The sequence below is a fragment of the Nocardia vaccinii NBRC 15922 genome (assembly GCF_001613305.1).
Taxonomy (GTDB): domain Bacteria; phylum Actinomycetota; class Actinomycetes; order Mycobacteriales; family Mycobacteriaceae; genus Nocardia; species Nocardia vaccinii.
The window spans coordinates 31578-53480 of record NZ_BDCC01000032.1 but is presented as its reverse complement, the minus strand read 5'-3'; the positions used below and the strand labels follow the sequence as shown (position 1 = coordinate 53480).

22 protein-coding genes and 1 pseudogene are annotated in these 21903 nt (G+C 67.9%); 16 read left to right on the top strand and 7 right to left on the bottom strand.

Annotation, left to right across the window (positions count from 1 at the left end):
* Positions 1–220: 220 nt before the first annotated feature.
* Positions 221–460: pseudogene (locus NV1_RS42255) on the top strand (DUF4158 domain-containing protein); the annotation flags it as partial.
* Positions 461–469: 9 nt separating this feature from the next.
* On the opposite strand, the gene NV1_RS20240 reads toward NV1_RS42255, so the two are convergent.
* From NV1_RS20240 to NV1_RS20230, 3 genes are read right to left on the bottom strand one after another with little or no spacing between them, the layout of a single operon-like run.
* Positions 470–1672, bottom strand: coding sequence for an alpha/beta hydrolase family protein (locus tag NV1_RS20240; RefSeq protein ID WP_067893555.1), 1203 nt, complete (start codon positions 1670–1672; stop codon positions 470–472).
* Complete coding sequence (locus NV1_RS20235) at positions 1669–2508, bottom strand: NmrA family NAD(P)-binding protein (RefSeq protein WP_067893553.1); 840 nt, start codon at positions 2506–2508, stop codon at positions 1669–1671. The genes NV1_RS20240 and NV1_RS20235 overlap by 4 nt, the downstream gene beginning before the upstream one ends.
* On the bottom strand, positions 2508–2930 hold the full coding sequence (locus NV1_RS20230; RefSeq protein WP_067893865.1) for a nuclear transport factor 2 family protein: 423 nt from the start codon (positions 2928–2930) through the stop codon (positions 2508–2510). Before NV1_RS20230 ends, NV1_RS20235 begins: the two co-directional genes overlap by 1 nt.
* A gap of 100 nt (positions 2931–3030) precedes the next feature.
* Between NV1_RS20230 and NV1_RS20225 the strand changes: the two genes are divergently transcribed.
* From NV1_RS20225 to NV1_RS20215, 5 genes are all read left to right on the top strand, one after another.
* Positions 3031–3660, top strand: coding sequence for a TetR/AcrR family transcriptional regulator (locus tag NV1_RS20225; protein WP_067893552.1), 630 nt, complete (start codon positions 3031–3033; stop codon positions 3658–3660).
* A 140-nt stretch (positions 3661–3800) separates the two neighbouring features.
* Positions 3801–4034 (top strand): zinc finger domain-containing protein, encoded by a 234-nt coding sequence (locus NV1_RS42250; protein WP_174557460.1) that lies wholly within the window; start codon positions 3801–3803, stop codon positions 4032–4034.
* Positions 4035–4681: 647 nt separating this feature from the next.
* The gene (locus NV1_RS20220; protein WP_157117171.1) at positions 4682–5017 is read left to right on the top strand and encodes a hypothetical protein; all 336 of its coding nucleotides are present in this window, start codon (positions 4682–4684) and stop codon (positions 5015–5017) included.
* Positions 5018–5150: 133 nt separating this feature from the next.
* Positions 5151–5459, top strand: a complete 309-nt coding sequence (locus tag NV1_RS44590) for a hypothetical protein (RefSeq protein ID WP_169813361.1) — start codon at positions 5151–5153, stop codon at positions 5457–5459.
* Positions 5434–6075 (top strand): response regulator, encoded by a 642-nt coding sequence (locus NV1_RS20215; protein WP_067893547.1) that lies wholly within the window; start codon positions 5434–5436, stop codon positions 6073–6075. Before NV1_RS44590 ends, NV1_RS20215 begins: the two co-directional genes overlap by 26 nt.
* A gap of 15 nt (positions 6076–6090) precedes the next feature.
* Here NV1_RS20215 and NV1_RS20210 read toward each other — a convergent pair whose 3' ends face one another.
* On the bottom strand, positions 6091–6606 hold the full coding sequence (locus NV1_RS20210; protein ID WP_084525555.1) for a pyridoxamine 5'-phosphate oxidase family protein: 516 nt from the start codon (positions 6604–6606) through the stop codon (positions 6091–6093).
* 177 nt (positions 6607–6783) lie between these two features.
* On the opposite strand from NV1_RS20210, the gene NV1_RS20205 reads away from it, so the two are divergent.
* From NV1_RS20205 to NV1_RS20185, 5 genes are all read left to right on the top strand, one after another.
* Positions 6784–8562 carry a GAF domain-containing sensor histidine kinase gene (locus tag NV1_RS20205; RefSeq protein WP_245713815.1) on the top strand — a complete coding sequence of 593 codons (1779 nt, stop codon included), beginning with the start codon at positions 6784–6786 and terminating at the stop codon, positions 8560–8562.
* 83 nt (positions 8563–8645) lie between these two features.
* A complete protein-coding gene (locus NV1_RS20200; RefSeq protein WP_084525554.1) occupies positions 8646–9107 on the top strand; it encodes a MarR family winged helix-turn-helix transcriptional regulator in 462 nt (153 codons plus the stop codon).
* 57 nt (positions 9108–9164) lie between these two features.
* Positions 9165–11774 carry an MFS transporter gene (locus tag NV1_RS46855; RefSeq protein WP_157117169.1) on the top strand — a complete coding sequence of 870 codons (2610 nt, stop codon included), beginning with the start codon at positions 9165–9167 and terminating at the stop codon, positions 11772–11774.
* Between the two features lie 203 nt (positions 11775–11977).
* Positions 11978–12487, top strand: a complete 510-nt coding sequence (locus tag NV1_RS20190) for an SRPBCC family protein (protein ID WP_067893545.1) — start codon at positions 11978–11980, stop codon at positions 12485–12487.
* The gene (locus NV1_RS20185) at positions 12487–13524 is read left to right on the top strand and encodes an LLM class flavin-dependent oxidoreductase (protein WP_067893543.1); all 1038 of its coding nucleotides are present in this window, start codon (positions 12487–12489) and stop codon (positions 13522–13524) included. The genes NV1_RS20190 and NV1_RS20185 overlap by 1 nt, the downstream gene beginning before the upstream one ends.
* A 217-nt stretch (positions 13525–13741) precedes the next feature.
* Here the strand turns inward: NV1_RS20185 and NV1_RS20180 are convergent, their stop codons facing one another.
* Together NV1_RS20180 and NV1_RS20175 are read right to left on the bottom strand one after the other, a co-directional pair.
* Positions 13742–14923 carry a damage-control phosphatase ARMT1 family protein gene (locus NV1_RS20180; RefSeq protein WP_067893540.1) on the bottom strand — a complete coding sequence of 394 codons (1182 nt, stop codon included), beginning with the start codon at positions 14921–14923 and terminating at the stop codon, positions 13742–13744.
* A gap of 662 nt (positions 14924–15585) precedes the next feature.
* Positions 15586–16041 carry a MarR family winged helix-turn-helix transcriptional regulator gene (locus tag NV1_RS20175; RefSeq protein ID WP_067893538.1) on the bottom strand — a complete coding sequence of 152 codons (456 nt, stop codon included), beginning with the start codon at positions 16039–16041 and terminating at the stop codon, positions 15586–15588.
* A 136-nt stretch (positions 16042–16177) separates the two neighbouring features.
* On the opposite strand from NV1_RS20175, the gene NV1_RS20170 reads away from it, so the two are divergent.
* Positions 16178–16687, top strand: a complete 510-nt coding sequence (locus NV1_RS20170; RefSeq protein ID WP_067893857.1) for an Lrp/AsnC family transcriptional regulator — start codon at positions 16178–16180, stop codon at positions 16685–16687.
* 10 nt (positions 16688–16697) lie between these two features.
* On the opposite strand, the gene NV1_RS20165 is transcribed toward NV1_RS20170, so the two are convergent.
* Positions 16698–17432 (bottom strand): cutinase family protein, encoded by a 735-nt coding sequence (locus NV1_RS20165; RefSeq protein ID WP_067893536.1) that lies wholly within the window; start codon positions 17430–17432, stop codon positions 16698–16700.
* A 258-nt stretch (positions 17433–17690) separates the two neighbouring features.
* Between NV1_RS20165 and NV1_RS20160 the strand changes: the two genes are divergently transcribed.
* The 4 genes from NV1_RS20160 to NV1_RS20145 all read left to right on the top strand — a co-directional run bounded on the left by NV1_RS20160 (position 17691) and on the right by NV1_RS20145 (position 21635).
* Positions 17691–18467, top strand: a complete 777-nt coding sequence (locus NV1_RS20160) for a winged helix-turn-helix domain-containing protein (protein ID WP_067893534.1) — start codon at positions 17691–17693, stop codon at positions 18465–18467.
* Between the two features lie 60 nt (positions 18468–18527).
* Positions 18528–19340, top strand: a complete 813-nt coding sequence (locus tag NV1_RS20155) for a thioesterase family protein (RefSeq protein WP_067893532.1) — start codon at positions 18528–18530, stop codon at positions 19338–19340.
* Positions 19341–19418: 78 nt separating this feature from the next.
* The gene (sigJ, locus tag NV1_RS20150) at positions 19419–20363 is read left to right on the top strand and encodes an RNA polymerase sigma factor SigJ (protein WP_067893530.1); all 945 of its coding nucleotides are present in this window, start codon (positions 19419–19421) and stop codon (positions 20361–20363) included.
* Between the two features lie 78 nt (positions 20364–20441).
* Complete coding sequence (locus tag NV1_RS20145; protein ID WP_067893528.1) at positions 20442–21635, top strand: NAD(P)/FAD-dependent oxidoreductase; 1194 nt, start codon at positions 20442–20444, stop codon at positions 21633–21635.
* The last annotated feature ends 268 nt before the right edge of the window (positions 21636–21903 follow it).

Genomic DNA, 21903 nt, shown 5'->3' with positions numbered 1-21903 from the left:
ACCACCTTCCGATCAGTCGCCTCCCCCCGAACCTTCACCCCGCGCCGCCCCGGAATCGCCTCGCACTCTGCTCGGGGTTCCGGTAGTAATCGCCGAAAAAACAACGAATATGCGTAATCCGTTGATAGCGGGCTGGTTTCGCGCTCGGGATGCGCGTTTGGGCTGGTAGTGCTCGGCTTGGCGCCGATATGGCTGGTCGGCGTGGTGGAGGTCGGGGTTTGTGGCGACGCGGGTGTTCGCGGACGAGGAATTGGCGCGTCTGCGGGAGTTCCCGGACATCAGCCGCGAGGAGTTGTACCGGTTCTTCACGCTGACCGGATCGGACTTGGCGTTCATTGCGCCGGGCCGGGGCCGGGGTCCGGCGGATCGGCTTGGTGTGGCTGTTGCGCTGTGCACGCTGCCGTGGTTGGGGTTCGTGCCGGACAAGGTGTCGACGGCACCGCCGGTGGCGGTGGCCCGGCCGAACTGGTCAGATCGTGTCGTCGAGCCAGTCGAAGATGCGCGCTACCGCAAGGCGAAGTGCGCCCGGGTGGCAGTGGGCGTCGCCGCCTTCCTCTGCGGTGAAGCTCAATAGCTTTTTCGGCGCGGTGAGGTGCCGGTAGAGCTTGTGCGGGTCGGGCTCGTCGGTGGCGGAGTAGAACAGGTCGGCGGTCGCCTCGCATACCAGCACGGGGCAGGTGATCTTTTCCGCGCTTCCATCGCCCAGGTTGTAGCGGGCGTACTCGGCCAGGAACTTCCGGTCGGTCGAGGTCCCCGTGACGTAGCGGCCGTGGTCGCAGGCCCAACGCAGCGTCGGACTCTGCTCACGGGCCTCGGCGATCATCCGGTCCAATTCCTCGTCGTGGTCGGCCGCAGCGCGCTGGACCACCTCCTGGTGCGGCAGCGGGAGGTGCGCGGTCAGAGCGGAGACGGCGTCGAAGACACCGTCGACAGCGGCGACGGCGGCCAGGCGCGGCTCATAGGCCGCCGCGCGGGGCGCGAGGTAGCCGCCGAGACTGACGCCGAGCAGCGCGATGCGGGCTGGATCGATGCTCGGGTCCTGGGCGAGGAAGTCCAGGACGGGACCGATCACGTTCTCCCAGTCCGGCCGGAAGGTCAGCCCGTTGCGGTGGATGGCCGCAGGCTGCCCGGGGCCATCGAAGGTCAGCACGTGGTACCCGCGTTCCTGGCCGCCAGCAGCGCCGAAGAAGTGCAGTTCCTCGGCGGCGCCGTCGAATCCGTTGTGCATGACCAGTGTCGGCTTCGGACCCTCGCCCGGCGTCCGATAGAAGTAGCCGTGCAACACGGTGTCCTCGTACGGGATCTGCACGGGGGTGACGCCGGGGATGTGGGCGACGGCATCACGGAAACAAGCGACGCTGCGCTCGTAGGCGTGGTCGATGCGGGGATCACTGGGGTCGCCGTGCAGGAAGAACTCGGCCGCCCGGTAGTAGGTGGAGGCGCGCAGGAGTCCGTCGCGTGCGCTGACGGGGTGGCTCGAGCGGGCCTCGGCCTCCAGGCGCTCGGCGGTGGACAGCCAGGCGTCGTGCCAGCTGTCATAGTCGCCAGTGGTTACGCGGGCGGCTGTGGCGATGACTTCACCGACATCGGAGCCGCCGTAGACGGCCAAGCCGAGATTGCGCAGGGTCTCGAACCAGAACTGCTGGTCGTCCGGGAACATCAACTGCTTCATGGCATCTCATTCTCGAGAAGGGCGCGGAAGCCGCGCGGGGGCCGACCGGTGAGGCGCTGGACGGTGTCGGTGACGCGGTCTTCCGCTCCTTCGGCGATGGCACGGTCCATGCCGGCCAGCATGGCGGCGAACTCCAGCGGAACCAGCGCCGTGAGGCGATCGCGCAACTGCTCGTAGGACAGACGGCGGTGGGCCACAGGCCGACCGGTGACCTCGGTGACGATCGCGGCGACATCGTCGTAGCTGAGGGCCTCAGGCCCGGTGAGGACGAGGTCGGTGTTGGGGGCTGTCCGGTCGGTCAGGGCGTGGACGGCGACGGCGGCGATGTCCTCGGCGTCGATGAAGCCGACTCGGCCGGTGTCGGTCGCGGTCCAGATGGTGCCGTCTTCACGGATGCTGTGCGCGTGTGCGTGTGTGCCGGTGAAGTTCTGCATGAACCACGAGGGCCTCAGCACCGCCCACTGTTCGAACAGATCGGGCAGGGCCTGATGCACTGTTCCCACTGCAGGGCCGCCCTCGGGTATGGCCGAGGAGCTCAGCAGCACCGCGCGACGCACGCCCCCGGTGCGGGCCCGCTGGAGGAAGGCCAGCATGACCGCCGTCGGGTCGGACTCGCCCACAGGCGGTATGAGGTAGACGCGGTCGATGCCGTCGAGGGCGCCAGTGTGGGTGGCTGGGTCGTACCAGTCGAAGAGGACCGGCTCGGCTCCGGGGAACGGAGTGGCTCGACGGCTGGCCGCTTTGACACGGTGACCGGCGGCCGTCAGCTGTGCTGTGGTGCGGCTGCCGGTGGTGCCGGTGGCGCCGATGACCAGAGTGGTGCCGGTGGTGGTCATCAGCGACTCCCGGTGAAGTCGGTGCCGGGTTCGAGGACGGCGAGGGGGTTCCAGTAGTCACGGTAGGAGGCGATGCGCCCGTGTTGAACCGTGACGACGGCGATGTAGGTCATGTCGAAGGGAGCGTCGGTCTCCACTAGACGGCCGATGCCGCGCATCTCGACCACGAGGGTCCCCGGATCAGTGGTCTGGTGGATTCGCAGGTCAGGGAAGTCGTGCAGGTCGATGTGATCGGGGTAGTGGCGCATGTAGGCGGCGATGGCCTCCTTGCCCTCCAGCCGCTCGGGCCAGCCCGGAGGGGCGAAGGGGAACTCCATGATGCCGTCCTCGTCCCAGAGGCCCACCCAGGCGGCGATGTTCTTGTCCAGTAGCAGCCTCAGGCTGTGGCGGAAGAGATCCGCCGGAGAGGTTGGTGTGGACATGGGGGGTTCCTCCATCTCGTACACATCTCATATAATCCGGACCCGGGGTCCGCTTTAACAATACGGACCCTGGGTCCGTTTTTGCAACTGGAGGAACCGCATGACCGAGCGCAAGCCACGCAAGGATGCTGCCCGTAACCGGGAGGCTGTCCTCGCGGCCGCCGACGCCCTCTTTGCGCGCAGCCAGAGCCCCGACGACGTCACCATGGCCGACGTCGCAGCAGCGGCCGGCGTCGGGAAGGCCACACTCTTCCGGGCCTTCGGCGACCGTGCCGGGCTGCTCCGTGCGCTGTACGAGGCACGACTCGAACCGATCAGACAGGCCGTCGAAGCCGGCCCGCCACCCTTGGGGCCCGCCACCCCACCACACGAGCGCGTACCCGCCCTGCTCGACGCCGTCCTGTGCTTCAAACTCGACAACCGCCGCCTCGCTCTGGCGCTGGAGGAAAGCGGGAGCAGCAGCCCATACCAGGCCGAGCATTACGTGCGGTGGCACGATCTGCTCCAAGCCGTCCTGGAACAGATCCCCGGCCTGCCTGACCGCGACTTCATCGCCCACGCCCTGCTCGCCATGATCCGAGCCGACCTCGTCGAACAACTGGCCGGACAAGAGCGCATGCCGCGCGAAAAAATCCGGACGCAGCTGGCGAACTTTGCCACCAGAGTCCTGGTCTCTCCCCCTGTGCCGGGAGGATCGCCGAGCCCTGATCAAGAATCCGGCGACTTCTAACGGGCCGGGGTTCTCACAAACGATCGGATGCGAGAGTTCTGCGACAGGCCCGGATCAACAACGAAACCCGCAGACCACCATTCGCAAAACTCCTCTCGAAACCCGCCCCTTGTGCGAGACACTTCTGAGAGACCTCCTCCATGGAGCTGACCCCCGAGCAGGCCGCCGCAGCGGTAGAACAACACGGCTGCCCCAACTGCGACGCACCCGCCGGCAGCGCCTGCCGCACCCGCAGCGGCAAGACCGCCGTGAAGTGCCACACCCCGCGCTTCGTACTGGTGCCCGCACTCCGAGAAGAACTCGACGTGCCAACCCCCGCCAACCGCTGTCACGGCCCAAACCCGCTCGCATCCGCCGCCCTGGCGACCCGATGACACCGGAAGAAATCGACCGGCGCAACCGCATCCAGACCCAGGTGCTCGGGCAGCCAGAAGACCGGTAGCGAGCTGGACTCAACCCGGCACCCAGCCTGACCAGGGACTCACGCCATATCCGTTGATTACTACCGGATTCCCTGCTCTATGCGTTCTTGAATCCTGAGTGTTCGAAGTTTTGCCGATGTTGAGTGGATCTGATCTACATGTGTAGATGCGCATATTTCAATACTCCAATTGATATTATTTCAGAGAGTTGGCCCAGCTTGTGCACCGATCGCCTCCGATTCCAGATGCCCTGCCCGCCCGGCGGTGCCTCAGCTGCTCTCCCCTGACTCCTATAGCGGTCGAAACTGTTGTCCATGCACTTCGGACGATGCCTGCCAGTCCCCGCTGCGGCGAGCCTGGGTGATGGTTTCCAGATACTTACATTCGAATATCTGAGTACGAACGTTTATGTCAGCCGAACGTTCGATCGGAGGTGTCGCAGGACGGTCGCCTGCCGAGCGAGTGGGCATCCCGCCCTTCGGATACGGAACCGCGCGACGCCCCCTCGGCAACAGGTTGGTCGCTGTTCCCGATCACCTGTCGGAAACCGTTCGCGGGCACATCTTTTCGCAGTAACCTTGAGGAACGAGGTGATGCGGGTGGACATCGTTATCTTCGCCGGGTGTGCGATGGCCGTGCTGGTCGCCTGGTGTGTTGTCGCATTGCGCATCACCGGGCGGATACATCGTGTGCGTCTACGCCGACGACCGGCTCGGCCCACTCCCCCGGCGCCACAGGAACAGCCGGCCGCGGTGGTCGATCTGCGGCTCAGCATCGAATGGGCATCGCCCAGACAGGTCTGGCCCGCGCTGACGGCCGAGAACATGCTGCTGGCCGCGCGTCTCGCCGGGCGTATGACGCCGGGTGAATACCGCACCCGCATGCTCGAACTTGCCCGCCGCTGCGAACCGCGTCCGACCGCCGGGAGCGAATGAGCCGACTATCGGCCTTCCGGGGACCTTCGTCACCCGGCCGGGAGCCGCCCGGCCCTGCCCGAAGCCGGTGAAACGCACGAGGCTGGTCCGTGCGACCTGCCTTTTCACCCATCGACGACATTCAGGACCGCGGTTGAACAGCATCCCCTTTGCCCACCCACCTGCCAGCGCCCCCGATGCCGAGGGCCACCCACCTGCCTGGCTGGCGCTCGCCGCCGCGGTGGTCATGTTCGCGCTTGCGGCCGCATGCGTGCCATGGTTCCCCGGTTGGGCGACGGACTACGGCGCTATCCTGGTTTACTGGGCACTGGCTCTGCACCTGGCCATCGCGATCGGCTTGGTCAGATGGGCTGTGCGGGCCTGGCGAACGGATTATCGTAGCCACACGGGCAGCGCACATAGAACGGATATCGCCGATGATCAAGGTGTTCCTCGTCGATGACCACGAGATCGTGCGTCGCGGCCTGGTCGACCTGCTCGGGGACGACCCCGAGCTGACTGTCGTCGGCGAGGCGGGCGACGTGGCGCAGGCGATGGCGCGCATCCCCTCGCTACGGCCCGACGTGGCAGTCCTGGATGTCCGCCTGCCCGACGGTAACGGCATCGAACTGTGCCGCGATCTGCTCTCCCGCATCGAGGGCCTGCGCTGCCTGATCCTCACCTCTTACACCGACGAACAGGCCATGATGGACGCGATCCTGGCCGGGGCCAGCGGTTATGTCGTCAAGGACATCCGCGGGATGGAGTTGGCTCACGCGATTAAGGAGGTCGGTTCGGGCAAATCCCTGCTGGACAACCGCGCCGCCGCGGCGTTGATGACGCGTCTACGCGAGGGCAGCGACGGCCCGCTCACCGCACTGACCGATCAGGAACGCGTGCTGCTGAACCTGCTCGGTGAAGGTCTGACCAACCGGCAGATCGCCGAGCGCATGTTCCTGGCGGAGAAGACCATCAAGAACTACGTCTCGCGGCTGCTGGCCAAGTTGGGGTTCGAACGGCGCACGCAGGCCGCGGTGTACGCGTCCAAACTCCGCACCGAGCAGCACAATTCGTTCTGACCGTTACCGGTTCGCTTACTGCGGGGCTCGCAGCGCGATGCCGCTGACGATCGTCGGTTCGATGGCGACGATGCCGTCGCCATCACGATCCAGCCAGGACCGCAACATCGGCTCGTACCGCGCGATCACGTCCGGATCGGTGATTCGCTGCGCCAGACCGGTCACGACCACCGCCCATCCCGTCTGGGTGTCCGGGTCGAGCACATCCGCCTCGTAGGCGACCACGATCCGGTCCCGCGGGCCGATTTTCTCGGCGGACCCGCGGCTCAGCCGGACCAGTACGATGATCCGATCGTCCCGCACGATGTGCCGCACCGGGCGAATCGCGGGAAGGGCGTCGCGCGTGAAGACCACGCGCCCACACGGCGTGTGCGCCAGCAAGCGCATCGCTTCGGCGCGATCGAGATCGACCACATCGCCCGGCCCCGCACAGGTTCCGCTCGACGGCTCCGCACAGGTTCCGCTCGACGGCTCCGGATCGGCGCTGGCCGGATTCGGCTCGATCCACACGTCGCGACTGTCTCCTTCCATATCGATTGCCGCCCCGCCACGGCATCGTGCTCCATCCGACCACCACAGCCGGGGTGTCCGACAGAGAACAAGGTCCCCAGCAGTCGGTGACCTGGAACCTGCGCAATCGAATGCGCAGAGCCGGGCGTACGATTTTCGAGTCCGAGCGTGATCCCGCCGACCGTCAGGATTGCCGATATGGCCGATCTGCCGGACAGGGCAGCGCGATCCTCGATGCCGCCCTCATTCGAGGTGCAGACACGGTCCGAGCACCGATCCGAGGCCGAACGGTATTCGGTGCGTGATGCCTTGTCCCAGCTACGATTACGAGAGCTGCTCGCCGAGGCCAGGGACCGGATGGACGAAGTCATCGATGTCCGCGACCGGATGAACGAGCTGGTCGAGGCGATTCTCGCGATCACCTCCGGGCTCGACCTGGACGAGACCCTGCACACCATCGTGCGCACCGCCGTCAGCCTGGTGGAAGCCGGTTACGGCGCGCTCGGCGTGTACGGGCCCAAGGGGCAGCTGGACAATTTCGTCCATCAGGGGATCGATGCCGCCGGGCGCGACCGGATCGGTGTCCTGTCCCAGGGACGCGAGGTGCTCGGTCTGATGTGCGATCCCCCGCGCACAGTGCGGCCGACCGATGTCGCCGCGGCCGGCTTCCCGACCGATCACCCGGCGACGCGAACCTTTGTCGGGGTGCCGGTTCGGATCCGGGACGATGTGCTGGGCGGTCTGTATCTGAGCGAGAAGTCCGGCGGGCAGCAATTCACCGAAGACGACGAGGTGATCGTCGAGGCACTGGCCGCCGCCGCAGGGATCGCGATCGATAACGCCCGCCTCTACGAATCGGTCCGCGCCCGCGAGGACTGGACCGCCGCGACGCGGGATATCACCACCGAATTCCTGGCGGGTGCGCCCACGACAGAGGTCCTGGCGCACCTCACCGACCGGGCCCTGCACCTCACCGGCTCCGACTGGGGATGTCTGGCGCTGACGCCGGATCCGGACAACCCGGACGCCACGTCCGGAGAGCTGGAGATCACCGAATGGTCCGGTCCCGCAGCGCGATTCGGCCCCGCACACGCGCTGCGCACCGACGACACGGCGGTCGGCGCGGCGCTGCGCGAACGCCGGACCGCGACATTCGACGACACCACATCCTGCGACCTGGCCGACCTCGTTCCCGACACCGGTCCAGTCCTCATCGCACCCCTGCACACACCCGATGCCCGGATCGGGGTGCTGGTGTTGTCGCGCGCCGCCGGATCCGGAGGATATTCCACCGAAATCGCCGATCTGGTCACCGGATTCACCGATCAAACGGTGATGGCGATGCAGCTGGCACGGGCGCAGCGGCGCATGCAGGTGATCGGCATCCTCACCGACCGCGATCGAATCGCGCAGGATCTGCATGATCACGTCATCCAGCAGTTGTTCGCCATCGGCCTGACCCTGCAGGGCACTATTCGGCACGCGAAATCGATGCAGGTGCGTGACCGGCTCACCGGGGTGGTCAACGATCTGCAGGACGTGGTGCAGGAGATCCGCACTTCCATCTTCGAACTGCACGGCGGTGACCGTCGCGGTGCACAGCTGCGCGAACGCATCGAGTGGGCGATCCGGCAGCAGTGCGCGCACCGTGAGGTGCGGTCCGCGCTGCGGGTGGACGGGCCGCTGTCGGTGATCGACTCCGAACTCGCCGAACACGCCGAGACCGTTGTGCGCGAGGCGGTGGCCGAGGCGCTGCGGCATTCGGGCACCACGAGCGTGGAGATCGCGATCGGCGTCGCGGACGATCTCACGGTTGTGGTCACCGACGACGGTGTGCCGGATCCGGGCGGTGCGTCCTGCGGAGGTCTGACGGATCTGCGCCGCCGCGCCGAGCGATCCGGCGGCCGATTCTCCGTGGGCTCGGCCACCGCGACAGGCACCGGTTCCCGGCTGTCCTGGTCCGCTCCGCTGCACTGACGGGCGGCATCACCCGTTCCGGCTGGAATCTTCGTCCCAAATAAACATAGGTAGCCTATATAGGTATGTGATACACACGACATATGGGCACATCACACCCCGACGAGGATCTCGGCGAGATGGCCTCGACCCTGATCGAGGTGTCCGCGATGCTGGTGCGGCAGTTGCCGAACCGACAGCAGGTGAGCCTGACGACGGTCTCCACCCTCGGCCGGCTGGACCGGGAGGGCCCGCAGCGGCTCACCGCGCTGGCCGCCGCGGAGGGCGTCGCCCAGCCATCGATGACCCAGCTGGTGCACAAACTCGAGGCAGGCGGGCTCGTCGAGCGCCGGCCCGATCCGCAGGACAAACGCGGATGCCTCATCGAGGTCACCGAGGCCGGGCGCCGGATACTCGCCGAGCGCCGGCGCGAACGCCGGGACTGGCTCGCCGAACGCCTGGCCGCGCTCTCGGAGCGGGAACGCGGCGAACTGGATGCGGCGATGCGGACCGCCCTGCCCATCGTGCGCCGCGCGGTGCGGCCCGCAGACGTGTTCGACAAGTAAGTGCGGCAGCGGTTTTCGGGAAGACCCCTGCCGGAGTTCGACGGACGGAACAGACCGATGGCAATCGAAGAACTGACCCGAGCCGCGGGCGAGGGGCCCGCGGACCGCAGCACCTGGATCGGTGTCGACCATCCCCGCTACAAGTGGGTGGCGCTGACCAATACAACCCTCGGCATGCTGATCGCGACCGTCAACGCCTCGATCGTGCTGATCTCGCTACCGGGCATCTTCAACGGCATCCGACTCGATCCGCTACAGCCCGGCAATGTCAGTTACCTGCTGTGGGTGCTGATGGGGTACATGCTCGTCACCGCCGTGCTGGTCGTCGCGCTGGGACGGCTCGGCGACATGTGGGGGCGGGTGCGGATCTACAACGCCGGATTCGGCATCTTCACGCTCACCTCGGTCCTGTTGTCGCTGGATCCGCTGCACGGTGCGGGCGGGGCGCTGTGGCTGATCGGCTGGCGGCTGGTGCAGGCGGTCGGCGGCGCGATGCTGATGGCCAATTCCGCGGCGATCCTCACCGACGCGTTTCCGGCACGTCAGCGCGGAATGGCGTTGGGCGTCAACATGGTCGCCGGGATCGCGGGATCGTTCGTCGGGCTGATCCTGGGCGGTGCGCTGGTGGCGTGGGATTGGCGGTCGGTGTTCTGGGTGAACGTGCCGATCGGCCTCGTCGGCACGGTGTGGGCGTATCGCTCGCTGCACGAGACGGGTGTGCGCACGCCCGGCCGGATGGACTGGTGGGGCAATCTGACCTTCGCGATCGGGCTCACCGCACTGCTGGCCGGCATCACCTACGGCATTCAGCCCTATGGCGGGCACACCATGGGCTGGACGAACCCGTGGGTGCTGGCCGGACTCGTCGGCGGCGCGGTGATGCTGGTGGTGTTCTGCGTCGTGGAGGTCAAGGTCGCCGAGCCGATGTTCCCGTTGCGGCTGTTCCGCAATGCCGAATTCGCCGGTGGTAACGCGGCCACTCTGCTGGGCGCGATCGCGCGCGGCGGGCTGCAGTTCATGTTGATCATCTGGCTGCAAGGCATCTGGCTGCCGCTGCACGGGTACGACTACGCGGACACACCGCTGTGGGCCGGAATCTATCTGCTCCCGCTGACCTGCGGTTTCCTCGTCGCGGGCCCGATCGCCGGACATCTGTCGGACCGGTTCGGCGCACGGCAGTTCGCGGCCTCGGGATTCGTGGTGATGGCGCTGGCCTTCGGTGGGATGCTGGCGCTGCCAACGGATTTCGCTTACTGGGCGTTCGCGCTGCTGGTCTTCGTCAACGGTCTGGGCAGCGGGCTGTTCGCCGCGCCGAACACCGCGATCATCATGTCCAGCGTTCCGGCCGCGGCCCGTGGCGCTGCCTCGGGTATGCGGGCGACGTTCCAGAACGCGGGCATGGTGCTCTCGATGGGGGTGTTCTTCTCGCTGATGATCGCCGGACTCGCCGGATCCATGCCGCACACGCTGTTCACCGGACTCACCGACCAGGGGGTGCCCGCCGCCGCGGCCCGCTCGATCTCCACCCTGCCGCCGGTGGGGGTGCTGTTCGCGGCATTCCTGGGCTACAACCCGATCGAGCATCTGCTGGGTCCGGACATTCTCAGCCACCTGCCAGCGGCCAACGCCGCCACGTTGACCGGACGTCAGTTCTTCCCGCATCTGGTCTCGCAGCCGTTCCACGACGGACTGGTCGTGGTGTTCTCCATGGCGATCGTGATGTCGGTGGTGGCGGCGGTCGCCTCGCTCGTGCGTAGCCGCGGGCCGGTCGCCGCAGCCGAGGAATACCCCGAATCCCACGAAAACGTCATGGCCGTAACGGATAACCGAACGGCGACGTCCGCGCCTCTCGACGCGGCCGAATACGACGACGTCACCGAATACTCCGCGACCGGCAACGGGACCACGACCGGCATCGCCGGACGGGTCACCGATGCGAGTGGCCGTGCGGTGGCCGCCGCGACGCTGACGCTGATCGACCATCGCGGTCATCAACACGGCCGCGGCCGTTCGCGCGCCGACGGCGGATACGGGCTGCCGCTGCCGCCGCCTGGGCGGTACGTGCTGATCACCGCGGCCGATACCCGCAGGCCGCACGCGACGGCGCTGTCCGTGGGCACGCAACCGATCGTTCGCGACGTCGCACTGTCCGGCGGCCCGAGTCTGTCCGGTCGCGTGCTCGCAGCGGGAGAATCCGCGGTGTCGGGGGCCACCATCGTGGTCGTCGATGTTCGCGGGGAGGTCGTCGGGACGTCCGCGACCGATGCGGACGGCAACTACCTGGTTTCGGGGCTGTTTCCCGGGACGTTCACGCTCACCGCGCACGCTCCCGGACATCGGCCCGCGGCCGCATCGGTCGCGGTCGGCGCCGAGGACGCGGTGCACTGCGACCTGACCCTCGGCCGTGCGGCGGCGATCTCCGGCACGGTGCGACGCGACTGCGGCGATACGCCCATTCCCGACGCCCGCATCACATTGCTGGCGGCCGACGGAACCGTGGTCGCCACGGCCGTCTCCGACGAATCGGGTGGCTATACGCTCGCGGATCTCATCCCGGGCGACTACACACTGTGTGCCAGCGGGCATCCGCCGGTATCGGCCGTGGTGACAGTGAACGGCGCGGGTGCCCCTGAGCTCGACCTGCATTTCGACGCTCCGTCCCGGTGACGGCAGCCGCCCGCAACCCCGATTCCGTTCCCGCGGTGCGCAATCGCATCCGCTGCATGTCGGCATCGATGGCGTTACCGCCAGGTCTGCCCGGGCGTGCGGCGCTACCTCGTACCGCGTGCTCCGGCGCGGCCCATCATCCTTGACATAGATAGTTCAGCTACGGAACTATGCAGCTCAGCTAATTGATTGGAGGTGTGCGCATGGAGTGGACGGGCGCGAGATACGCCGACGGCCCGACCGCCGAGGTCGAGACCTGGGTCGACGCACCGCCGCAGCGGGTCTGGGAGATCGTCTCGGATGTCACGCTCATGCCGCAGTTCAGCGATGAACTCCAGGCCGCGAGCTGGCTGGGCGAGGCGACCGGACCTGTGGTCGGCAACGCGTTCCTGGGCAGTAACAGCCATCCGGCGCTCGGCGAGTGGCAGACCACCTCGTACGTCGTGGAATGCGAGGCGCCGAACACCTTCGCCTGGGCGGTGAACGATCCGGAGAATCCTACCGCCACATGGCGTTTCACCCTCGAACCGCGCGCGGGCGGCACCGCGTTGCGGGAGTGGATGCGGTTGGGTCCGGCCCGCTCGGGCCTGTCCCTGGCCATCGATCGGATGCCGGACAAGGAGGAGAAGATCGTCTTCGTCCGGATGCGGGAATTCGAATCGGCGATGACCGCCACGGTCGCGGCCATCAAGTCTCGCGCGGAAACCCCGTGATGCGAACGGCCACGACCGTCGAGGTCTCCGACAATGCCCGCGAGACAATCGATTTCGTCCTCGAAGCGGAGAAACTCGGCCTGGACGTGTGCTGGGTGGCCGAGGCGTGGGGGTCGGACGCACCGTCCGTGCTCGGTTATCTGGCGGCCCGGACTGATCGAATTCTGCTGGGCTCGGGCATCATTCAGCTCGGCACGCGCACTCCGGTGGCCATCGGGCAGGCCGCGCTCACGCTGGCCGATCTGTCCGGGGGCCGGTTCCTGCTCGGGCTGGGCGCATCGGGTCCGCAGGTGATCGAGGGGCTGCACGGGGTGCGGTTCGATCACCCGCTGACCCGGATGCGCGAGACGGTGCAGATCCTGCGACAGGTGTTCGCGGGCGAGAAGGTCTCCTTCTCCGGCAAGCATTTCCGGATCCCGCTGCCCGGTGAGGCCCGCCCGATACGCCTGTCCAAGGCGGCGAATCCGGACATCCCGATCTACCTGGCCACCCTCTCCCCCAGAATGCTCGAACTGACCGGCGAGCTCGCCGACGGCTGGCTCGGCACCAGCTTCGTCCCCGAGGGGGCGCACGCGTATTTCGACCCGCTCGACGCCGGGCTCGCCACGGCCGGACGCACCCGGGACGATCTGGATATCTGCCAGGGCGCGGAGGTCGCGCTGTTCGACGACGCCGATCGACTGCGCGCCCATATCGACAGCCGCAAGCTCGAACTCGCGTTCAGCATCGGCGGTATGGGCGGTGCGGGCACCAATTTCTACAACGCCGCCTACGGGCGACAGGGCTGGTCGCAGGTCACCGGCCGGATCCGGGAGCGCTGGCAGGCCGGGGACCGCCAAGGTGCCGCCGAACTTGTGACCGACCGGATGGTCCTGGCCACCACACTCATCGGCACCGAGGACATGGTGCGCGAACGACTCCGCGTCTGGCGCGACGCGGGCGTGGACACCGTGCGCCTCTACCCCGCCGGAGACACCCTGCCCGATAAGCTCACCACACTGGGCCGAGCGCTCGAGCTGGTCGCCGAGGTCGGCTGAGCGGCACCCGCACGCCGCTCAGCGTTCGCACCGGTGTGTCTCGCATCGAAGCGACTCGGCGGCACAGTAAGTCGCGCGAGCATCCGCAAGGCACGCGGGCCGGCGCCCGGATCGGCCGAGCGCGAGCGCGGATCGCACGGGACCGCGGCACTCCGAGCACCGCCCGGATCGGCCGGGCAGCGCACCCGCGCCGGGCACGGGCGAGCAGGCGATCGGCTCAGCGGTGCGTGGTCGTGTCACCGGCGGGACGGGCACACTGGATGACCGCGTAGTCGCCGCTGGTGCGCCAGGACGGGTCGGTGGCGTCGAGTTCGGCGGCCCGGCCGTCGGGCAGGCCCGTGACGACATCGCATTTCAGGGTGCGCAGGGCGATCACCGGGGACGGGAAGTAGTCCGCCAGCTCCGCGAACGGGGTGGTCGGCGGCCAGTAGCGGTCGCCGACCAGGCGACGGTAGTTCAGGTCGCCCTTGAGGATCGTCATCCTCGCCTCGGACAGCTCGGCGGTGAGGTCCGCCGGTAGGTCGTGGTATGTCAGTGGGGCACAGAAGAATTCGTGTGTGCGCGGGATGAGGCGGTCCGCGCTGATCGCCTGCCACAGGCGTTGCCCGATCCGCTGCGCCGGCGGTTCGGCGGCCGTGCGCAGCAACCGCAGGACGGCCAGCAGATCGTGCCGGGTGGCGTCGGAGACGTAGTACGGCTGCGGTTTGAGGTAGAGCACGATCCGGGCCGCTCGACCGGTGGCGAGCAGGTGATCGGCGAGGACCAGATCCGGCAGGAGTTCGCGACCGGCGTTGTCCGCGATCAGGCAGACCGTCGCCTCGTCCGAGCTGTCCAGCGCCGACCACAGCTGCGCGCTCTCATCGGCCAGCAGGCCGGTGCGGGCGCCAGGGCCCGCGGTGAGCCGGAATCCGAGATCGGCCTGATTGCCCCACAACGCCGAGCGGAGCAGTGCGTCGCGCGCGGTGTCCTCGGATGCGGCCGAGATATCCGCAAGGGCCGCGAGTTCGGCGACGACCTCGGGAGTGTCCAGTTCGGCGTACTTCTTCGGTGCGAAAGGATCCACCCCGGCCCAGGCTCCGGGACCGAAATAGCCGACCGCCTCGAGCAGACGGCGGTAGAAATAGCTCTCCGCCCACAGGAACGACGCGTCCCGCCACGGCCGCCCCCACAGTTCGCGGCCCCAGGCCAGCCAGTGCGGCAGATCGGGCGCGGTGGTATCGAGTCCTTCGATCACCCCGTCACGACTCTCGTCCAGCAGGCGACGCAGGGCCGCACGCTGGGCCGGATCGTACGGGTGACCCGCGATGACCTGATCGATCAGGACGGGATGTCGTTCGTGGAACACGCTGTGCGCGAACGTGCCCGGAACTCCGGCGAGAATCGGAGGCGCGACGGTCATCCCTCGATCCTGTCGTATCGGCGTGGGCGGTTCGGAGGCGGCCCTGCTCCGGAGATGAATCGACGGCTACCGACCAGCACACTCGATTTGCCGATGCACTTCACGCTGAGTTTCCCGGCCCGCGATGCCCGGCTCGATAACCGCGAGAAAATCGCCGGACCGCGCCCAGACCGCGCGAGATGCTCCGATCATCGCCGAAAGTTACCGGGAATAGGCAGAATTGAGGCCCGCCTGGACCGCTGCGATTCCCCGCAAGCCGGTGACTGCCGCAAAAGCGGGCCGCGGGGGCAATCGCGGCCCGCCCCTGTCGAGCAGTCTCGTTCACCGAGACATCCGCGAGCTTAGCGAGCATTCAGCTATTTTGTGCCGTTTCGCCGGTTCCCGTCTTGCCGACCCGGGCGATCGACCGATCCAGCACCGTGACCACGAGCAACACACCCGATATGGCCAGGATGAACAGAGCCAGATCGTGCAGTCCGGCGGTATCGGGGGTCGCGGGGAAGAACGCAACGTTCGCACTGATGCGATGAGCGCGCCGAGATCTGGGCTGTCCTCGCCGCCGCGGTCGGACTCGCTGCGAACAGATACGTGGCCGATGGATAGCCCGCGCAGGTGCCGAAGCCCAGGATCACCCGCACGAAGCGGTCAACGGCTCCACCTCGTCACGGATCGAGTTGGGTCAGCCGTTCCAGCAGAGCCATCGCCTCGAGGACGGTCATCCGCTCGGATTCGCTGAAGTTGTCCTCCAGCTGCCTGGCCAGCCACTCCTGCCCGCTCCGGGATCGATCGTCGAAGATTGCGCGGCCGGCGGGACTCAGCGACACCAGCTGTTTGCGGCCGTCCCTCGGATCGGGGCGGCGTTGGATCAGACCCCGCTCGTCGAGTGCGGCCAGGGTGGCGGCCATCGACTGCGGGCGCACCCGTTCGGCCGCGGCCAGCTCACTGGCCGATGCGTCACCCTGTTTGCCCAACCGGCTCAGCACCGCGGTCTGCGTCGGCGTGAGTTCACGGTTGTCGGCGAGCTCGTGCAAACGACGCCGGAGGCGGCCGACCACGGTCCGCAGCTCGCGCGAGGCGCGCGCGGAGGATTCGGAGACGTCTCCAGGGGTCCGGTCCATACTTCTACGTTAAGCTGATCAGCTCAAACTGTCCAGTTTGGCCTGCGTAGTTTACGGCATCCGCGCAGCTCCCTGAACCCGAAGAATCTACCAACGACGGCGGATATGTCGAATGATCTTCTATAAAGTCGATGATATGCGCACGACCGATCAGGCACCCGCTCCACGTCGTACCTCCACGCCTGCCGCACTCGACGACGTCGACCACATCCTGCTCGACGAACTGTCCCGCGACGGCCGGATCACCAACCACGCGCTGGCGGCCGCGGCCGGGATCGCCCCCTCGACCTGCCTGGGTCGGGTGCGCTCCCTGGTCGAACGGGGCGTCATCCGCGGTTTCCACGCCGATATCGATCCGGTGGCCCTGGGCCGCAGCCTGCAAGCCAGGATCGCCGTGCGGGTGCAGGCCGGGGCGCGACCGCACCTGGCCGAATTCGGCGAGCAACTCGCCGCGCTGGACGAGGTGCTCAACGTGTATTTCATCGCCGGGGCCGACGACTATCTCGTGCACGTCGCCACCGCCGACACCGAGGGGCTGCGCCGGTTCGTCCTGGAACATCTCAGTGCCCGCCCGGCGGTGGCGAGCACCGAGACGATCCTGATCTTCGAGCACGTCCGCCCCCGGGCGCGCGCTCCCCGGGGCTGACGCCCTGCCGCTACGCCATACCCGACAACCACCTGTGCAGCCAGCCGGTCGCGGTGTCCCCCGAGTTGTCCACCACGTAGGACGGATAGCGTTGGTGCACCGAGGAACTCAGGAAATGTTGCAACTCCAGTACGCGTTCGTCGTTGGCCGCCGTGGTGAACTGGCTCTGCAACCTCGGGAAGCCGCCCGCGGCCATCACATCGCCGAGGATCGATTGCGCGTCCCGCTGATAACTGCCCATCCGCGCCGGATCGGGCGCGGAGATGTGGGCGAAGAAGCCCGCGATTCGGGTGGCGAAATCGTCCGTCGGCGTGGAGCAAAACAGATCCCCCACCGCGCAGAATGTCCGCACCTTGGGTGTGAGCAGGCCGAATCCGCCGAATCGCGGCCCTTCCGCGCCCGCACCCGGCACCGGCGGGCCGATCAGGATATCGGTCGGCGAGCGGCGCGGATCGGCGACAAGACCGACCGCATCCACCCGGCTCGGCGGCACCACACCTGCCCCGGTGCCGATCTCGGCGGCCAGGTCACCCGCCGCGTCCGCGCCCTGACTGTAACCCAGTAACGCGAGTCGCGTTGCGGCACAACGCCTTGCCATTGACCCGAGCATGCCGCGAGCGGTATCGACGGCCTGCTGCTTGGACCGGCCGTAGACCTCGTCCTCCCAGGGCAGCGCGGTCGCCGGATAGTCGACGTAGTCGGTGCTCACCTGGCCGGGCAGGCCGTTGGTGACCCGCGCGAGCATGCCCTTGCGGCCATTCCAGGCGAATCGTAGCCGAGACTCGGCGAGCTCCGGGCGGGACCTGTCAAATATGTCCAGCGAACCGGAATCCCGGCTCCGACCGCCCCGACCAGCGAACTCGCCGCGGCGGCCGGATCCGGCCGCCGGGCCGACCGACCCCGGAAACCTCCGTCCGGCGGCGGGGCCCCGGACGACTTAGACTGTCCCGGACGCAGGACGAATGGTTGTGGCGGGGAATGTCGCGGAAGGGCTGAGGCGCCGATGGGAGCGCGGACGGTAGTCGCCGATGTCGCAGACGAGTTGGCGCGCCGGGTGGCCGCGGGCCGGTACGCCCCCGGTGACCTGATGCCGTCGGTGCGCGGGGTCGCGGCGGAGTTCGGCATGAATCGCGCTACGGCACAACTGATTCTGACCCGGCTCGAATCGTACGGATTCGTGCGCGCGCGTCGCGGCAAAGGGTTCACCATCCGCGATGTGCGCGAGGAGGGCGGGGTCGAGGTTTATCGCAGGCTGTTCCGGCTCTCCATGCCCACCGCCGACCTGCCCACCCCCGACCTGGCGATCGCGATGTTCGGCGACATCGTGGCGATGGAACGGCAGATCCTGTCCGATGCGCTGCTGTCCTTCACCGCGACCCGGCAGCGGATCGATCGCCGGACGCTCGAGCACGATATAGATGCCCTGGAAACGCTTGCGTGCGAAGCGGTTCCGGATCCGGTGCGAATGCTCGCCGCCGAGGTCGCGCTGGTGCGCCGGCTGCTCGGCGCGCTGGGACACACGATGCAACGCGCGGTGCTCAACAGCATCGGCGAGATGATCGCCGAGGTGCCCGAGGCGGTCGCGGCGTACTACGCGGTCGGGCCGGAGCTGCACGTCATGGTCTGGCGGGCGTTGGCGACGGTGTGGGACGGGGGATCGCCCTCCCCCGCGCAGATCGAACAGTTCGAGAACCTGTTCCGCACGTTCCACGAGCGGGTGGTCGACCGATTCGCCGAACTGGTCACCGGTCCACCCGAAAGCGTCAGCGGCGCGGCCTGATCCGGCCGCGCGTCACGGGTGGTGCGCGGCGGCCACACCCGGGATCATAGGTTGGGACGGGTGAGCGAGACGACCGGACCCCAGGACAGCTATTTCGTGCGCGTCGGCGACCACCGCTTCGTGCCCACCCCGCATGCCGGTGGGGCCTGGGCCGACGATGAACAGCACTTCAGCCCGCTGGGCGGTCTGATCGTGCACGAGATCGAGCGATTCCGGACGAGTGAGCAACGTCCGCCGCTGGCGATGAGCCGCATCGGTTTCGACGTTCTGGGCCGGATCGCGGTCGAGGAGTTCGAGATCGCCGTGCGGACCATCCGGCCCGGGCGCACCATCGAACTGGTCCAGGCGACGGTCACCGTCGGCGGTCGTGACGCCGTGACCGCCCGCGCCTGGTACATGCAGTCCCAGGACACCGCCGCGGTCGCGGGCGGTGAACCCGATCGGCTCCCAGCGCCCGAATCGTTGACCCCGTGGCCGCTCACCTCGGTGTGGCCGGGCGGCTACATCTCCTCGTTGGACACTCGGCCCGTGACGCCGCCACGACCGGGCCGCACCACCGCGTGGGTCGGCACCTCCCTGCCGTTGGTGGCGGGTGAATCGGCCGGGCCGCTCGCTGCTTTCGTCGCACTCGTGGACACCGCCAACGGCATCGCCGTGCGGCAGGAGCCGACGAAGTGGATGTTCCCGAACCTCGATCTCACCATCCACTTCTATCGGCAGCCCGAAGGTTCGTGGACCGGCCTGGACACTACGGTCGTCTTCGGCGCGGCCGGGCAGGGGCTGACGAGTACGGTTCTGCACGACGTCCGCGGCCCGGTCGGGCAGGCACAGCAGACCCTGACCGTTCGCCCGCAGCCATCCAGCGGCTCGTAAACCGTTCTCCGACAACCAGACCGGATTGCCATCGGGGCCCCGGAGACGAACGTCGCGGCCGGGCGCGACAATCGAGTCATGTTGCTCGGTCCGCACGAGGTCGACCTGTTCGAGGAATCCCGCGCCCGCCTGGAGGCCATCGCCTACCGGTTGCTGGGCTCGGCGAGTGATGCCGAGGACGCGGTGCAGGACACCTTCCTGCGCTGGCAGGCCGCCGATCGGGACCGGGTCCACTCCCCCGAGGCCTGGCTGACCAGGGTGCTGACCAATCTGTGTCTCAACCACCTCACCTCGGCGCGCGCCCGGCGCGAGACGTATGCGGGACAGTGGCTGCCCGAACCGGTCCTCAGCGGCGATCGGATGCTCGGCCCGGCCGACACCGTCGAACAACGCGAGTCGATATCCATGGCCGTGCTCATGCTCATGGAGCGCCTCTCACCGCATGAGCGCGCGGTGTATGTGCTGCGCGAGGCGTTCGGCTACTCGCACGCGGAGATCGCGGAGATCGTGAACCTCACCGAGCCGAACTGCCAGCAGATCTACCGGCGCGCGAAACAGCATCTCGGCGCGGGACACACGCGCACGGAGGTCGATCGGGCCACGGCCCACCGGATCGCCGCGGAATTCCTCGCCGCCACCGCGGGCGGTGAGATCGAACCGCTCATCGGCATGCTCACCGCCGACGTGACCGGTATCGCGGACGGCGGCGGAGCCCTCCCGGCTCGTCGCACACCCATCGGCGGTGCGCTCGCGGTGGCCCGATACCTGCGCGGACTGTTCCGCCCCAGCGAGCACAAGCGCGGCTGGGTGGGCGGGACCGCGACCCTGTACGCCGGGGTCGTCAACGGAGATCCGGCGATTCTGGCGCAGGTCGGCGACCAGCTCGTGGGGGTCATTGTGCTGGATTCCACATCGGACGGCATCGCCGCCGTCTGCATTCACGCCAACCCCGACAAGCTCGGTCGCATCGCCCGGGCCTGGGCCACGGTCGACCGAGGCGAGCCACTGCTGGACATATGGTGACCGTCATCACAGCCGATATCTGTCAGTAAACGACCCGCTGTCCGGTTCAAGAGGCGAACCCCGAGACAGGAGTCAGAGATGAAACATCGCATCGTCGTCCTCGGAGCCGGATATGCCGGAGCCAATGCGGCCGGCCGCCTGGCCCGCCGTCTGCATCCCGCCGACGTCGAGATCACCGTCGTCAACGCCGATCCCGATTTCGTCGAACGAGTCCGCATGCATCAGCTCGCCGCCGGACAGCAGCTCACCCGCCGCCCGCTGGCCGGAATCTTCGCGGACACCGGCGTCGTCCTGCGCATCGCCCGGGTGAGTTCGGTGGATGCCGACCGCAAGCTCGTGCGAGCCCGCGACGAGCACGGTGTGGATTTCGAGATCGGTTACGACACATTGGTTTACGCGCTCGGCAGCACGGTCACCGGCAGCGATGTCCCGGGCGTCGCCGAGTACGCGCACACCGTCACCGACCCGGATACCGCTCTGCGGCTGCGCGATCGCCTGGCGGAACTCGACTCCGGTGCGGCAGTGCTGGTCGTCGGCGGCGGGCTCACCGGCATCGAGGCGGCCACCGAGATCGCCGAGACCCGGCCGGATCTCGCGGTCACCATCGCCGCGCGCACCGGCGTCGGCGATCGGCTCAGCGACAAGGCCCGCCGGCATCTGAACACGGCCTTCGATCGCCTCGGCATCACTGTGCGGACGCACACCGAGATCGCCGGGATCGATGCGTCCACCGCCACCACCATCGACGACCGGGTCGTTCCCGCGGCAGTCACCGTGTGGACCGCCGGATTCGCGGTCCATCCCCTCGCCGCCGCGACGACGATGACCGTCGATGCGTCCGGACGGATCATGGTCGACCGGACGATGCGCTCGATCTCGCACCCCGACGTGTACGCCATCGGCGATGCCGCACTCGCCGACGGGCCGGGCGCCGACCCGTTGCGGATGTCCTGCGCCTCGGGCATACCGATGGCCTGGCAGGCGGCCGACTCGATCGCCGCGCGGCTGACCGATCGGCGGGTTCCGCGTGTGCCGATCTTCTATGTCGCGCAATGCATCAGCCTCGGGCGCCACGATGCCGTGCTACAGTTCGTCACCCCCGACGACCGCGCGATGAATCTCGTGCTCACCGGACGCCGGGCCGCCCGCTACAAGGAGCTGATCTGCAAGGGCGCGGCCTCGATCACCGCGCATCCGGCGGCAGCGGCGCCGATCGGACGGCATCGTCACCTCAACGCGCCCGAACCCGAAATCCTCGCCGCCACTGTGTAATACGATTCCCGGTGGACCGGAAGTCACGGTTCACAGGACGGCGCGGTGCTGGACACGGCCGCATGCGCACGGCGGCAGGCGGCGCACCCGGCCACATCCACACCGGCGGATCCCTCGGCGATCCGGCCGCAGCGTGCATCGCGCACATCGCCCGGCGCACATCTCAGGCCACGGAGCCGACGGTCGAATCCCGCCGACGAATACCTCGGCACAACGGCGGATGGGCTCTGCGGCAACAACTGCCGTCCAATCGGATGCGGCTGGAAAC

Excerpts from the sequence above, each read along its gene's own strand:
- NV1_RS20240 (WP_067893555.1), bottom strand. The coding sequence starts at position 1,672 with ATGAAGCAGTTGATGTTCCCGGACGACCAGCAGTTCTGGTTCGAGACC.
- NV1_RS20235 (WP_067893553.1), bottom strand. The coding sequence starts at position 2,508 with ATGACCACCACCGGCACCACTCTGGTCATCGGCGCCACCGGCACCACC.
- NV1_RS20230 (WP_067893865.1), bottom strand. The coding sequence starts at position 2,930 with ATGTCCACACCAACCTCTCCGGCGGATCTCTTCCGCCACAGCCTGAGG.
- NV1_RS20225 (WP_067893552.1), top strand. The coding sequence starts at position 3,031 with ATGACCGAGCGCAAGCCACGCAAGGATGCTGCCCGTAACCGGGAGGCT.
- NV1_RS42250 (WP_174557460.1), top strand. The coding sequence starts at position 3,801 with ATGGAGCTGACCCCCGAGCAGGCCGCCGCAGCGGTAGAACAACACGGC.
- NV1_RS20215 (WP_067893547.1), top strand. The coding sequence starts at position 5,434 with ATGATCAAGGTGTTCCTCGTCGATGACCACGAGATCGTGCGTCGCGGC.
- NV1_RS20210 (WP_084525555.1), bottom strand. The coding sequence starts at position 6,606 with ATGGAAGGAGACAGTCGCGACGTGTGGATCGAGCCGAATCCGGCCAGC.
- NV1_RS20205 (WP_245713815.1), top strand. The coding sequence starts at position 6,784 with ATGGCCGATCTGCCGGACAGGGCAGCGCGATCCTCGATGCCGCCCTCA.
- NV1_RS20200 (WP_084525554.1), top strand. The coding sequence starts at position 8,646 with ATGGGCACATCACACCCCGACGAGGATCTCGGCGAGATGGCCTCGACC.
- NV1_RS46855 (WP_157117169.1), top strand. The coding sequence starts at position 9,165 with ATGGCAATCGAAGAACTGACCCGAGCCGCGGGCGAGGGGCCCGCGGAC.
- NV1_RS20190 (WP_067893545.1), top strand. The coding sequence starts at position 11,978 with ATGGAGTGGACGGGCGCGAGATACGCCGACGGCCCGACCGCCGAGGTC.
- NV1_RS20185 (WP_067893543.1), top strand. The coding sequence starts at position 12,487 with ATGCGAACGGCCACGACCGTCGAGGTCTCCGACAATGCCCGCGAGACA.
- NV1_RS20180 (WP_067893540.1), bottom strand. The coding sequence starts at position 14,923 with ATGACCGTCGCGCCTCCGATTCTCGCCGGAGTTCCGGGCACGTTCGCG.
- NV1_RS20175 (WP_067893538.1), bottom strand. The coding sequence starts at position 16,041 with ATGGACCGGACCCCTGGAGACGTCTCCGAATCCTCCGCGCGCGCCTCG.
- NV1_RS20170 (WP_067893857.1), top strand. The coding sequence starts at position 16,178 with ATGCGCACGACCGATCAGGCACCCGCTCCACGTCGTACCTCCACGCCT.
- NV1_RS20165 (WP_067893536.1), bottom strand. The coding sequence starts at position 17,432 with ATGCTCGCGCGGGTCACCAACGGCCTGCCCGGCCAGGTGAGCACCGAC.
- NV1_RS20160 (WP_067893534.1), top strand. The coding sequence starts at position 17,691 with ATGGGAGCGCGGACGGTAGTCGCCGATGTCGCAGACGAGTTGGCGCGC.
- sigJ (WP_067893530.1), top strand. The coding sequence starts at position 19,419 with ATGTTGCTCGGTCCGCACGAGGTCGACCTGTTCGAGGAATCCCGCGCC.
- NV1_RS20145 (WP_067893528.1), top strand. The coding sequence starts at position 20,442 with ATGAAACATCGCATCGTCGTCCTCGGAGCCGGATATGCCGGAGCCAAT.